The sequence below is a fragment of the Streptomyces sp. DSM 42067 genome (assembly GCF_055792885.1).
The window spans coordinates 4,801,094-4,813,757 of sequence record NZ_CM147706.1; the positions used below are offsets into that span (position 1 = coordinate 4,801,094).

The 12,664-nt window shown below is 69.6% G+C and carries 10 protein-coding genes and 1 tRNA gene; 5 read left to right on the top strand and 6 right to left on the bottom strand.

The genetic code is table 11. The annotated features are described in order from the left end of the window. Window positions 1–96: 96 nt before the first annotated feature. The 5 genes from ACSMXV_RS22025 to ACSMXV_RS22045 form a co-directional block, all read right to left on the bottom strand. The gene (locus ACSMXV_RS22025; protein WP_473173035.1) at window positions 97–1,545 is read right to left on the bottom strand and encodes a peptidoglycan D,D-transpeptidase FtsI family protein; all 1,449 of its coding nucleotides are present in this window, start codon (window positions 1,543–1,545) and stop codon (window positions 97–99) included. Next, window positions 1,542–2,972, bottom strand: coding sequence for an FtsW/RodA/SpoVE family cell cycle protein (locus ACSMXV_RS22030; protein ID WP_473173036.1), 1,431 nt, complete (start codon window positions 2,970–2,972; stop codon window positions 1,542–1,544). Before ACSMXV_RS22030 ends, ACSMXV_RS22025 begins: the two co-directional genes overlap by 4 nt. Before the next feature lie 26 nt (window positions 2,973–2,998). Next, window positions 2,999–4,549 carry a Stp1/IreP family PP2C-type Ser/Thr phosphatase gene (locus ACSMXV_RS22035; RefSeq protein ID WP_473173037.1) on the bottom strand — a complete coding sequence of 517 codons (1,551 nt, stop codon included), beginning with the start codon at window positions 4,547–4,549 and terminating at the stop codon, window positions 2,999–3,001. A gap of 123 nt (window positions 4,550–4,672) precedes the next feature. Continuing rightward, window positions 4,673–5,185 (bottom strand): FHA domain-containing protein FhaB/FipA, encoded by a 513-nt coding sequence (locus tag ACSMXV_RS22040; protein ID WP_473173038.1) that lies wholly within the window; start codon window positions 5,183–5,185, stop codon window positions 4,673–4,675. A gap of 10 nt (window positions 5,186–5,195) precedes the next feature. Continuing rightward, entirely contained in the window at window positions 5,196–6,086 is an 891-nt protein-coding gene (locus ACSMXV_RS22045) for an FhaA domain-containing protein (RefSeq protein WP_473173039.1), read from the bottom strand. Between the two features lie 996 nt (window positions 6,087–7,082). On the opposite strand from ACSMXV_RS22045, the gene ACSMXV_RS22050 reads away from it, so the two are divergent. After that, a tRNA-Leu gene (locus ACSMXV_RS22050) sits at window positions 7,083–7,166 on the top strand. A gap of 435 nt (window positions 7,167–7,601) precedes the next feature. Here ACSMXV_RS22050 and ACSMXV_RS22055 read toward each other — a convergent pair. After that, window positions 7,602–8,255 (bottom strand): FMN-dependent NADH-azoreductase, encoded by a 654-nt coding sequence (locus tag ACSMXV_RS22055; protein ID WP_473173040.1) that lies wholly within the window; start codon window positions 8,253–8,255, stop codon window positions 7,602–7,604. Between the two features lie 206 nt (window positions 8,256–8,461). Between ACSMXV_RS22055 and ACSMXV_RS22060 the strand changes: the two genes are divergently transcribed. The 4 genes from ACSMXV_RS22060 to ACSMXV_RS22075 all read left to right on the top strand — a co-directional run bounded on the left by ACSMXV_RS22060 (window position 8,462) and on the right by ACSMXV_RS22075 (window position 12,475). Next, a complete protein-coding gene (locus tag ACSMXV_RS22060; protein ID WP_473173041.1) occupies window positions 8,462–8,821 on the top strand; it encodes a winged helix-turn-helix transcriptional regulator in 360 nt (119 codons plus the stop codon). A gap of 500 nt (window positions 8,822–9,321) precedes the next feature. Next, window positions 9,322–10,737 (top strand): DUF2252 domain-containing protein, encoded by a 1,416-nt coding sequence (locus ACSMXV_RS22065; RefSeq protein ID WP_473179031.1) that lies wholly within the window; start codon window positions 9,322–9,324, stop codon window positions 10,735–10,737. 162 nt (window positions 10,738–10,899) lie between these two features. Beyond that, window positions 10,900–11,907, top strand: a complete 1,008-nt coding sequence (locus ACSMXV_RS22070; RefSeq protein WP_473173042.1) for a hypothetical protein — start codon at window positions 10,900–10,902, stop codon at window positions 11,905–11,907. Between the two features lie 238 nt (window positions 11,908–12,145). Then, the gene (locus tag ACSMXV_RS22075) at window positions 12,146–12,475 is read left to right on the top strand and encodes a rhodanese-like domain-containing protein (protein ID WP_181863197.1); all 330 of its coding nucleotides are present in this window, start codon (window positions 12,146–12,148) and stop codon (window positions 12,473–12,475) included. The last annotated feature ends 189 nt before the right edge of the window (window positions 12,476–12,664 follow it).

Sequence of the window (12,664 nt, forward strand, 5' to 3'; positions counted from 1 at the left end):
CGTACCTGGCTCGCGTTGCTTGACCTGGCCGAGAACGTCACCCGATACAGGACCGGTATCGCAACGTGCACCGTTGTGAAGGCGACGTGACCGGGTTCACTTCTTGCTGTCGATCACTGCCTGCATCACGGCCTTGGCGATGGGGGCGGCCAGACCGCCACCCGAGATGTCGTCACGGTTGGCGCTGCCGTCCTCGACGACGACGGCCACGGCGACCGGGGAGCCCTCGCTGGTCTTCGCGTACGAGATGAACCAGGCGTAGGGCTTCTCGCTGTTGTTGAGGCCGTGCTGTGCGGTACCGGTCTTGCCGCCGACGGTGACGCCCTGGATCTGGGCGTTGGTTCCCGTGCCCTCGCTGACGACGGTCTCCATCATCGACTGCAGCTTCTGCGCGTTCTCCTTCGAGATCGGCTCGCTCAGCTTCTTGGGCGTGTGCTGCTCGATGGTGTCGAGGCTGGGCGCCTGCAGCTTGTCGACCATGTACGGCTCCATGAGCGTGCCGTCGTTGGCGACGGCCGCGGCGACCATGGCCATCTGGAGCGGCGTGGCGCGGTTGGACGCCTGGCCGATGCCGCCCATGGCGTTCTGCGGCCGGTTGTCCTCGGGGTAGACGCTTTCGACGGCGCGGACCGGGACGAACTGCTCCTCGTTGAAGCCGAACTTCTCCGCCTGCTCGATCATCTTCTCGTTGCCGACGTCGTCGCTGAGCTTGCCGAAGACCGTGTTGCAGGAGTCCCGCAGGGCCACGCGCAGCGTCGCGTTCAGGCATTCGCCGTGCTCATTGGTGAGCTTGTCGGTGGACAGCGGCAGCGGCCAGGGGTCCGGGGAGTCGGTCTTGGCGTCGATGTCCGTGACCTCGCCGTTCTCCAGCGCCGCGGCGGCCGTGACCACCTTGAAGGTGGAGCCGGGCGGGTAGGTCTCGCGGAGGGCGCGGTTGAGCATCGGCTTGTCCGCGTCCTTGTCCAGCTTCGCGAACTTGTCGCCGTCGTTGAGGCCCGCGAAGACCGACGGGTCGTAGGAGGGCGTGGAGGCGAGCGCCAGGATCGCGCCGGTGGACGGGTCGATGGCGGCGACGGCACCCTTCTTGCTGCCCAGGCCCTCGAAGGCGGCCTTCTGGGCGGCGGCGTTGAGGGTGGTGACGACGTTGCCGCCCTCCTTCTTCTTACCCGTGATCATGTCGAGGGTGTTGCGGAAGAACAGCCGGTCGTCGTTGCCGGTGAGGATGCCGTCCTCGATGCCCTCGAGCTGGCTGGTGCCGACGAGCTGCGAGGCGTAGCCGGTGACCGGGGCCCACATCTCCCCGTTCTTGTACGTCCGCTTGTAGTTGAAGTCCGTCCCGGTCGTCTCGACGGAACCGGTGATGGACTTGCCGTCGACGATGATGTCGCCGCGCGGAGCGGCGTACCGCTCGATGGCGACGCGGCGGTTGTTCTTGTTGGACTGCAGTGCGTCGGCCTGGACGTACTGCAGCCAGTTGTCACGGATGAGCAGGGCGAGGACGAGGAGTCCGCAGAAGATCGCGATCCGGCGCAGGGGCTTGTTCACGGGCGGACCACCTGGGTCATCTCGGCGTCGGGGTTGGAGGCGGGGGTCGGGGCAGGGCGCCGCGCGGTGTCGCTGATGCGGATCAGGATGCCGATGAGGGCCCAGTTGGCGATGACGGACGAGCCACCGGCCGCGAGGAACGGCATGGTCATACCGGTCAGCGGGATGAGGCCCATGACACCGCCGGCGACCACGAAGATCTGCAGGGCGAAGGCGCCGGACAGACCGACCGCGAACAGCTTCCCGAAGGGGTCGCGGGCGGCCAGTGCGGTGCGTACGCCCCGTTCGATGATCAGGCCGTACATCAGCAGGAACGCCATGACGCCGGCCAGGCCGAGCTCCTCGCCGACGGTGGCGAAGATGAAGTCGGAGTTGGCGGCGAACCCGATGAGGTCGGAGTTGCCCTGGCCGAGGCCGGTGCCGAGGACACCGCCTGAGCCGAAGGACATGATCGACTGGCCGATCTGCTCGCAAGCGCCCGAAGTCTCGTAGCAGGCGAAGGGATCGAGCCAGGCGTCGACGCGGGCCTGCACGTGGCTGGCGAACGAGGCGACGCCGACGGCGCCTGCGGCGGACATCAGCAGGCCGATGACGATCCAGCTGGTCCGCTCGGTGGCGACGTACAGCATGATCACGAACATGCCGAAGAACAGCAGCGACGTACCGAGGTCGTTCTCGAAGATCAGGATGAGCAGGCTGACTGCCCAGATCGTGATGATCGGGCCGAGGTCGCGGCCGCGCGGCAGGTAGAGGCCCATGAAGCGGCGGCTGGCCAGCGCCAGCGCGTCGCGCTTCACCATGAGGTAGCCGGAGAAGAAGACCGCGATGATGATCTTCGCGAACTCGCCGGGCTGGATGGAGAAGCCGCCGACGCTGATCCAGATCTTGGCGCCGAACACGTCGGCGCCCAGTCCCGGCACGAGCGGCAGGAGCAGCAGCACCAGCGAGGCGACCATCGAGATGTACGTGTAGCGCTGCAGGATGCGGTGGTCCTTGAGCGCGAACAGCACGACGACGAACAGTGCGATGCCCGCCGCGGAGTACATCAGCTGGTTCGGGGCCGAGGGGCTGAATACGCCGTACTGCTTCTCGGCGAGCTGCTGGAGCCGCTCCGACTGGTCCAGGCGCCAGATGAACACCAGCCCGAGCCCGTTCAGCAGCGTCGCCAGTGGCAGCAGCAGCGGATCGGCGTACGGCGCCAGCTTGCGGACCACCAGATGGCCGACGCCCGCGAGCAGGCCGAGACCGATGCCGTAGCCCATCAGGCCGGTCGGCACCTCGTCATTGATGGCCAGGCCGACGTTGGCGTAGGCGAACACCGGGATGACGACGGCGAACACCAGCAGTGCGAGCTCGGTGTTGCGCCGGCTGGGCGCGCCGATGGCGCCGATCGTTGACGTGTGGTGCGTCGACGTGTTCGTGCTCATGGTGTGACAGGGCCCCTCACGGCTGCTTACTGCTTACCGCACAGCGAGACCAGCTTCTGCTCTTCGTCGGAGAGGCTGGGGCCGGGTGTCGGAGTGGGTGCGGTCGTGGACTTGTCGGTCGAGGACGCCGAGGGACTCGGCGTGGGTGTGGCCTTCGTGACGACCGAGGTCTTCGTGGCGCTCGTGGTCGTTCCCGTGGTGCCACCCGCCTCGCCCTCGCCGGTCTTGGCGTTGTCGCTCTCGGCCTTGCGGCGCTCGTCGTTCTTCTTGCACGCCGACGCCTGAAGGGCCAACTCGTCGATCTTGTCGTGGGCGTCGCCGAGGCTGCCCTCGGCGATGGTCGCCTCGACCAGCTTGCGCTGGTAGGGCGGCAGGTACTTGAGTTCGATGTCGGGGTGGTCCTTCTCCACCTTCGACAGCGAGACCCAGGCCAGATCCTGGCTGATGCCGCGGTACAGCGCGACATGCTCGCCGTTGGCCCCGACGTAGTACTGGGTCTGCGTCCAGCGGTAGCCGCCGTACAGGCCGCCGCCGATGACCGCGAGAGCGAGCGCGGTGTAGAAGGATCTCTTGAGCCACTTGCGGCCCCTGCGCGGCTTGACGAAGTCGTCGTCCGTGTAGGCGCCGAAGTCGGGCTGGGGAACGTACCCGGTGATGTCGCCGCTGCCGGGCGGGCCGAACTCGCCGCCGGCTCCGCCGTGACCGGGCGCCGGACGGCCGAGGCCCGATGCGCGGCCCGCGGGGGTCTGCATCGCGCTGTTGTCGTGCAGATGGTGCTGGTTGTGCTGGTTCTCGGCGACCGCGCCGACCACGACGGGGGTGTCGGAGAGCTGCGCGGCCAGGGTGTCGCCGCTGTCGATGTCGAGGACGTCGGCGACGATCACCGTGATGTTGTCCGGGCCGCCGCCGCGCAGCGCGAGCTGGATGAGCTCCTGCACGGTCTCCTGCGGGCCCTGGTAGCTGGCGAGGGTGTCCTCCATCGTCTGATGGCTGACCACCCCGGACAGGCCGTCGGAGCAGATCAAGTACCGGTCGCCAGCGCGGACTTCACGGATCGACAGGTCCGGCTCGACGTGGTCGCCACTGCCCAGCGCGCGCATCAGCAGGGAGCGCTGCGGGTGGGTGGTGGCCTCCTCCTCGGTGATGCGGCCCTCGTCGACGAGCCGCTGTACCCAGGTGTGGTCCTGTGTGATCTGCGTCAGCACGCCGTCACGCAGCAGGTACGCGCGCGAGTCGCCGACGTGTACGAGACCGAGCCGCTGACCGGTCCACAGCAGTGCGGTCAGGGTGGTCCCCATGCCCTCGAGCTGGGGGTCCTCCTCGACCATCATCCGCAGCTGGTCGTTGGCACGCTGCACGGCGGTGCCCAGCGACGTGAGGATGTCCGAGCCCGGGACGTCGTCGTCGAGCGTGACGAGTGTCGAGATCACCTCGGAGCTGGCGACCTCGCCGGCGGCCTGGCCACCCATGCCGTCGGCGATCGCGAGAAGGCGGGGACCGGCGTAGCCCGAGTCCTCGTTGCCCTCGCGGATCATGCCTTTGTGCGATCCGGCGGCGAAGCGCAGTGACAGACTCATGCGCACCTCGCCCGTCGGCTCCGGGTACATCCGCACGGTGCCCACCCTCCGGTCGGGAGCGCGCCGGCGTCCTGTGCCAGGACCACCGCGTCCGCTCGCTCGCTCCGCTCGCTCATTGTCGTACTACTTCCGCAGCTCGATGACGGTCTTGCCGATGCGGATCGGCGCGCCCAGCGGAATCGGTGTCGGCGTGGTCAGCCGGGTCCGGTCGAGATACGTGCCGTTGGTCGACCCGAGATCCTCGACGATCCACTGGCCGTCACGGTCGGGGTAGATCCTGGCATGCCTGCTGGACGCATAGTCGTCGTCCAGCACGATCGTGGAGTCGTGTGCCCGGCCCAGCGTGATGGTCTGTCCCTGCAGCGCCACCGTGGTGCCGGTCAGGGTGCCCTCGGAGACGACCAGCTTGGTGGGAGCGCCGCGGCGCTGGCGGCCGCCGCCGCTCTGCTGGCGCTGCTGCGGCGGCGCGGCCTGGCGGGCGGCCTGCTGCGGCCGCCCGGCGTCACGGCGCGACCCGCGCTGGGTGACGCGCGTACCGAACAGGTCGCTGCGGATGACCTGCACGGCCACGATCACGAACAGCCACAGTACGGCCAGGAAACCCAGCCGCATGACCGTGAGGGTCAGCTCTGACATTGCCCCCGCTTCACCCTTCGGCTTGCCGGTAAATGATGGTGGTGCTGCCCACGACGATCCGCGAGCCGTCGCGGAGCGTAGCGCGGGTGGTGTGCTGCCCGTCCACCACGATTCCGTTGGTGGACCCGAGATCCTGGATCGTCGAGGGCGTTCCGGTCCGGATCTCACAGTGCCGGCGCGAGACGCCGGGGTCGTCGATCCGCACGTCGGCGTCGGTGCTGCGGCCCAGCACCATCGTCGGGCGGGAGATCTGGTGGCGGGTGCCGTTGATCTCGATCCAGCGCCGCACCTGGGCGCCCGGCAGCGGGCCCGCGGCCGACCGCTGTCCCGCGGACGCGGGTCCGGACGCGGGTCCGGACGCGGGTCCGGGGCGGCCGGGCGGAGGCGTGGACGGCATGGGAGGAGCACCGGTCGGCTGCTGCGGGTACCCGCCTGCGGGCCCCGGGTAGCCGTAGCCACCGCCCGAGGCTGCACCCCGGCCACCGGCTGCCGGGCCCGCAGGGGCGCGGCCGGGAGCCTGGGAGGTGCTGGAAGCGAGCGTGCGGCTGCGCACCCGGTACAGACCCGTGTCGAGGTCGTCGGCCTTCTCCAGGTGGACCTTGATCGGTCCCATGAAGGTGTAGCGCTGCTGCTTCGCATAGTCGCGGACCATGCCGGACAGCTCGTCGCCGAGCTGTCCCGAGTAGGGGCTCAGACGCTCGTAGTCCGGCGTGCTCAGCTCCACGATGAAGTCGTTGGGAACGACGGTCCGCTCGCGGTTCCAGATCGTCGCGTTGTTGTCGCACTCGCGCTGCAGGGCGCCGGCGATCTCGACGGGCTGGACCTCGGACTTGAACACCTTGGCGAAGGTGCCGTTGACCAGACCCTCGAGACGCTGCTCGAACTTCTTCAGGACTCCCATGGGGCACCTCCTCCTTCGATGTCGCCCTGGTACTGCTTACTGATCGTATCCACGCGCCGGTAAATCGGCTGGTTCCCCTTGTCTGCCCGGACCATGAGTGTCGACCCTCACAAGACATGCCCTGGCGGAAGAGCCGGGATCCTTCCGGGCCTCCTCGAAGGCCGATTCCGGACGCCGGCCGGACCTCGTCGGGGCACCTGTGCAGCCTCCTCCTGAGACTCGTGCCGGGGCTCCTTCACCTCGGGGCTCCCCTTTGAACTCCGCTCTGAACTCCTCGGCGAACCTCTCCGCACTCCTTGCCGAACCGCTCCGGTGAGGCTCGGTGAAGTTCTCCGTTGAACCTTCCCGACAAGGGATCGTAGAGGGGGCCTGAGAACAGTGTCCCGCACCCGGCTGTGGACCTCGGTCACTGCCGGGGGTCCGGGCCGGGACCGGTACGAGGTTGGTACGCGGCCGATGCGGATCCGCTGCCGATCCGGCACCGGTCCGGCAGCGCGGGGGTGCCTGGCCGTGCAGCGGCAGTGCCGAGGCGGTGCAGATCCGGTGCCGCGCCAGTGCTGATCCGGTGCCGCGCCAGTGCTGATCCGGTGCCGGGGCGGGTGTCGGCACGACGACGGCGGTCGTCCTGGGGGGTGGGGCGGTCGTCGGGGGAACGGGCTGGTCGCCGGGAGGACGAGTAGAGGTGTCCGGGGGTGCTGGGCGGCCGGTGGTTGACGCGCGCCGGGGAGGCCGGGGTCCCGGCCGGCCTCCGTCGGGACGTGCGGCCCGGCCGGGTGCGGTGTGGGCTGGAGAGTGCGCTGTGTGCTGGAGATACCCCTGGTCCGATGCCCCTGGTCCGGTGCCGTGCGTGGCGTACGCGGCCTCGCGATGCGCCGGGATCCGGTCTCACGGCTGCTCGCGGATACGGATGTGAATCCACCCTCGACAGCGTGCTAATCTTCTGGATGTCGGCAGGCGCTCGCACCGAAAACGCGGGACCGGACGACAACACCCAATGCGCGGGTGGCGGAATAGGCAGACGCGCTGGATTCAGGTTCCAGTGCCCGCAAGGGCGTGGGGGTTCAACTCCCCCCTCGCGCACAACATGAAGCGGGTCCCCGCCAGAGACGAAAGTCCTGGCGGGGACTCGCTTTTTGTGTTGTATCTCACCGTGGTGCATGTCGCTTGGCGGGCAGTTGCTTGGTGGCAGTCGCTTGGTGATATGCCCGCTGTGGGCGTCTTGCGCGGCTGTGTCGTACTGCTGCGTCTGTACTGCTGCGTCTGTACTGCTGTACTGCTGTGTCGTACGGCGCCGCGGTGCGGGTGCCCCGCCTGGTGCGCGGCGAGGGCTCCGCGGTGACGTATCTCACCGCTGGAGCGTCGTCGGTGTGTATGCCTGCCGGGGTGCGCCTGCCGGGGCCCGCCGGTTCGGGCGGGCCCCGGTTGGAGCGACTGCGGTCGTACGGTCGGCTGCGGCCGGCCGCAGGTCGACGGCGCTGTGGATCAGGCCGCCGCTGGATCAGACGGCCTGGTGGATCAGGCGGCGGCGACGCGCTGGACGAGTGTCTTCGCCTTCGAGGCCGCGTCGTTCAGGGCCTTCTCGCGGGACGCCTCGGCGAGCGGGATCAGCTCCGCCATGGCGGGGTTGGAGTGCGCAAGCGTCAGCTCGGGGACGATGAAGTCGACGTCCATGCCGAGCATGTCCGACAGCAGAGCGCCGATCAGGTTCTGCACGTACTCGAAGCCCTCACGCGGCGTGCCGGGGGCGTACGAGCCGCCCCGGCTGGCGACGACGGTGACCGGGGTGCCCTTGACCGTGGACGTCTCGCCCGCGGTGCGGCCCATGATGATCACCTGGTCCAGCCAGGCCTTCAGGGTCGACGGAATCGTGAAGTTGTACATCGGGGCGCCGATCAGCACGGCGTCGGCCTGCTCCAGCTCCTCCACCAGCTTGATGCGCTCGGCGTAGGCCGCCGCCTGCTCGGGGGTGTGCGTCGCCGGGTCAGCGAAGGCAGCGGAGGCGCCGGCGCCGTCGAGATGGGGCACGGGGTTCGCGGCCAGATCCCGGTAGATCACCGTGCCTTCGGGGTGCTGCTCCTCCCATACCTTGCGGAACGTGTCCGTGACGGTCCGGGAAGCGGAGGCGGAACCAGGGAAAACAGACGAGTCCAGATGCAACAGGGTGGCCATGGGGATCTCCGTGGGTAATGCCCCGCCCGGCGGGCCGGGCGGATGTGGCGATGAGTGGTGAGCGGAGTGGGAGGAATCGTGAGCGTGAGGCGGCATGGGCGTGCCGCGTCGCCGCTACCGACGCACTGCCACTCCGTGCGTAACTATGGATAACACAGGTCCTTACTTTTTTTCACCTCCCGAAGGTAAGGCAGTACCCTGGACTCATGGCGGCCAACGGGGTCCACAGCGAGACGGCGTGCAAGCGCGTGGACGAAGGCATCACGCGCGTATTCGAGCTGCTCGGAAAGCGCTGGACCGGGCTCATCGTGTCCGTGCTGATCCAGCAGCCCGTCCACTTCGCCGATCTGCGGAGGGCCATCCCCGGCATCAGCGAACGCATGCTCTCGGACCGGCTCACGGAACTCGCCACCGCGGGGCTCGTCGTACGGGAGGTGTCCGAGGGACCCCCGCTGCGCGTCTCGTACCGCCTCACAGCGGCGGGTGCTGCGCTGGAGCCCTCGCTCAAGGAACTCGGGCAGTGGGCTGAGAAGCACCTGCCGGACGGCTCGGGGTGTCCGGGGTAGTTCCAGCAGTAGGGCGGGGGGCTGCATAGGGCGACTGAATGGGCGGCTGCACAGGGCGGCTGAAATGGTGCGCACTACAACGCTCGTAGGCGCTCGGCGAGTTCGTCGGCCCGAGTTGTCCACAGCCTGCCGTGGGTGCGGACGTGGAGTTGTCCACAGGTGCGGAGTTGTCCACAGGCTCTGACGCACTCTCGCCACCGGCGGTACGGTCATTGCCGGTTGATGTTCATCTGAACGTCGGTACGCGGTGCGTCCGCGGTCCGTAACGCCCGTATGTTCGCGCTCCGCGGGGGCTGTACGGCGTTCCGTGCGCTGCGTACCGCCACTGCTGCAACCGCCGCAGAAGGCGGTGAGACACGGGGGAGGCGGTCGCCGTGACCGAGATCAGTACGGAAGCCGGGCTGGAAGCCACGGGCGTTCGCGGACGGCGCGTCGAGACGGAGCACGACGAGACGTCGCGCGACGAGACGGCGGCGCGCGATGCAGCGGAAGCGCCCCAGCTGGGGGGTGGGCCTCGGGCGGCCCGGCTGCCGCGGGTGCGGGGATTCGCGGAATGGCCCGCGGAGGATTCGCCCGGGCATTCGCCCAAGCAGGAGGGCAAGGCACTGCGTGCGCGTGTGCCCCGGTCCTCGCACGCCGAGTTCTCGGCCGACAGCGGTCGCCCGGACGCCGTCACCGCCGTCGAGGAGTCCAACCGAGGCAGGCTGGCGGAGCTCACACCCATACGCGTCGGGCGGATGGCCGCAAGTCCCTTCGCCTTCCTGCGCGGTTCGGCCGGACTCATGGCGTACGACTTGGCGCGCACGCCCCTCACGGGCGTCGGCGCACAGATATGCGGCGACGCACACGCGGCCAACTTCGGGCTCTATGCGGACGCGCGCGGCGGCCTGGTCATCGACCTGAATGACTTCGACGAAACCGTGCACGGACCGTGGGAGTGGGACGTCAAGCGGCTCGCCGTGTCGCTCGTTCTCGCGGGCCGTGAAACGGGAGCGGACGAAGACGTCTGCCGCAAGGCGGCCTTCGACGCCGCCGGCGCCTACCGGCGCACGATGCGACTGCTGGCGAAACTTCCGGTACTGGACGCGTGGAACGCCATCGCCGACGAGGAACTGGTCTCGCACACGGACGCACACGACCTGCTCGGGACGCTGGAGCGGGTCTCGCAGAAGGCACGGAACAACACAAGCGGGCGGTTCGCCGCCAAATCCACCGAGCCGACAGTCGACGGCGGACGGCGGTTCGTCGACGCCCCGCCCGTGCTGCGCCGCATACCCGACGCCGAAGCGGCCGCGGTGGCGGCCTCCCTCGGCGAGTATCTGAGCACCCTGTCCGCCGACCGACTGCCGCTGCTGGCGCGGTACGCGATCCAGGACGTCGCGTTCCGGGTGGTCGGCACCGGCAGCGTCGGAACCCGCTCGTACGTGGTGCTGCTCCTCGACCACCGGGGCGAGCCCCTCGTGCTGCAGGTGAAGGAAGCGCGCCCGTCCGCTCTTCTGCCGCACCTGCCGGCCGCCGGCTTCAAGGTGCCGGAGGAGAACCACGAGGGCCGCCGAGTGGTGCTCGGCCAGAAGCGTATGCAGGTGGTCAGCGACATCCTCCTGGGATGGACGTCGGTCGACGGACGGCCTTTCCAGGTACGGCAGTTCCGCAACCGAAAGGGCAGCGTGGACCCCGCGGCGCTGGCCGCCGACCAGCTGGACGACTACGGCCGCATGACCGGCGCCCTACTGGCCCGCGCCCACGCACACAGCGCCGAGCCACGACTGATAGCCGGATACTGCGGCAAGACCGAGGAACTGGACGAGGCGATCGCACACTTCGCGATGGCCTACGCAGACCGCACGGAAGCTGATCATGCGGGGCTGGTGGCTGCGGTGAGGGAGGGGAGGGTGGCGGCGGAGATTGGGGTTTGAGGGGGTAGGGGGCGGGGCGGGGCGGGGCGAGGCGGGGTGGGGGCGGGGTGGGGGCGGGGGCGGGCCCCTCCCAGCCAGGGGCGACCGGCCAGATTCGGGGCCCCCGCGGCTTCCCTTCGGAGCGCTGGTCTCCGTCTCGCGGCCGTGGCCTAGGCTGGACCGGTGACGACCCCGGAAGCCGAGACGCCCCAGCCCGAGCCGCCTGCCCAGGAGCCGCGGGAGCGGGCTGGCGCAGGTGAGCGGTCCGGCACGGATGAGCCCGCCGGTGTCGGTGGCCAGGCGGGTGCCGGCGAGCAGCCCGGTGGCGACCAGCAGCCCAGCGGCGACCAGCACCCAGGTGCTGGCGAGCAGGCGAAGCAGGCGGGGACCGGGCAGCGGGCCGGTTCTGATGGGCGGCGGCCCGAGGAGCGGCTCGAGCAGGCCGTGCGCAACGCTGAGCAGGCGTTGATCGAGTATGAGATCGCCGTCGAGACGTTCCGGGTCGAGGTGGAGAACTTCTCCCGGCTGCACCATCAGAAGCTCGGCCCGATGTACGCACGGCTGGACGAGCTCGACGCGCAGATCGCTGAGGCCAGAGCAGCCCGTACCGGTGATCCCGAGGATCTGCGCCGGGCGCAGGAGGCGCGGGCGCGGGTCATGCCGATGCCGGCGGTCGAGGAGCTGTTCCACGACTGGATGGACTCGGACGGGCTGCGGCCCGAGGCCGCCGCGATGCTCACCGATCAGTCGGTCAGGCCGCCGCAGCGGGTGCGCCCCAGCGACGAGGCCCGCAAGCTGTACCGCGAGCTGGCGCGTAAGGCGCATCCGGATCTGGCGGACGACGAGCGGGAGCGGGACCGGCGTGACGAGTTCATCTCGCGGGTGAACGCCGCATACGCCCGTGGTGACGAGGCGTTGCTGAGGGAACTGGCCGAGGAGTGGGCCGCAGGGCCGGTGCCCGCGGAACGACGGCCCAGCCCCAGCGAGGAGCTGTACGCCCGGCTCGAGTGGCTGGCGCAGCGCAAGGAGCTGCTCACCCTGGTCGCGCGTGAGCTGGAGGAGGGCGCGATCGGCTCGATGCTGCGGCTGGCGCCCGACGACCCGGACCGGCTGCTGGACGAGATCGCCGAGCAGCTGCTGGCCGAGGTCGCGGAGCGTGAGGCGGAGCTGGCGCGGCTGCTGGCCGCTTAGCGGATCCAGTGAACCAGCGGATCCAGCGATCCAGCGATCCAGCGGATCCAGTGAACCAGCGGATCCAGTGAACCAGCGGATCCGGTGAACCAGCGGATCCAGCGGACCAGCGATCCAGCGGATCGTCTTCCGGGGCTGAGCCGGTGCCTCGATACGGCTCCCGGAACAGTGGGCGGCGCAGCCGTGAAGCGGTGGGGCGTGGTCAGGTAGCGTCGGGGTTATGCATTTCGGATCTGGTGTGCCCACGGTCGAGGTCGGCCAGCTGTCGGCCGAGGACTTCCTGCTGGACGTCCGCGAGGACGATGAATGGGAGGCGGGTCACGTCGAGGGGGCGCTGCACATCCCCATCAGTGAGTTCGTGGCCCGGTACGGCGAGCTGACCGAGGCGGCGCCGCAGGACGGCAGGATCCATGTCATCTGCCGGTCCGGCGGGCGCTCGGCGCAGGTCGCGATGTACCTCGTGCAGCAGGGCATCGACGCCGTGAACGTCGACGGCGGTATGCAGGTGTGGGCTGCCGCCGGCCGCCCGGTCGTGGACGCCAAGGGGCAGCCGGGATTCGTGCTGTAGCGGGCCGCGTCGGCCGGCTGCACAAAGATCGCCCGCCGCGAGCCGAGACGGCCTGCTGAGCCGAGACTGTCCCGCCGCGAGCCGAGACTGTCCCGCCGTCAGCCGAGACGGTCCTGCCGCGAGCCGAGACTGCCCCGCCGCCAGCCGAGACTGTCCTGCTGCGAGCCAAGGCTGCCTGCCGGGCCCGCG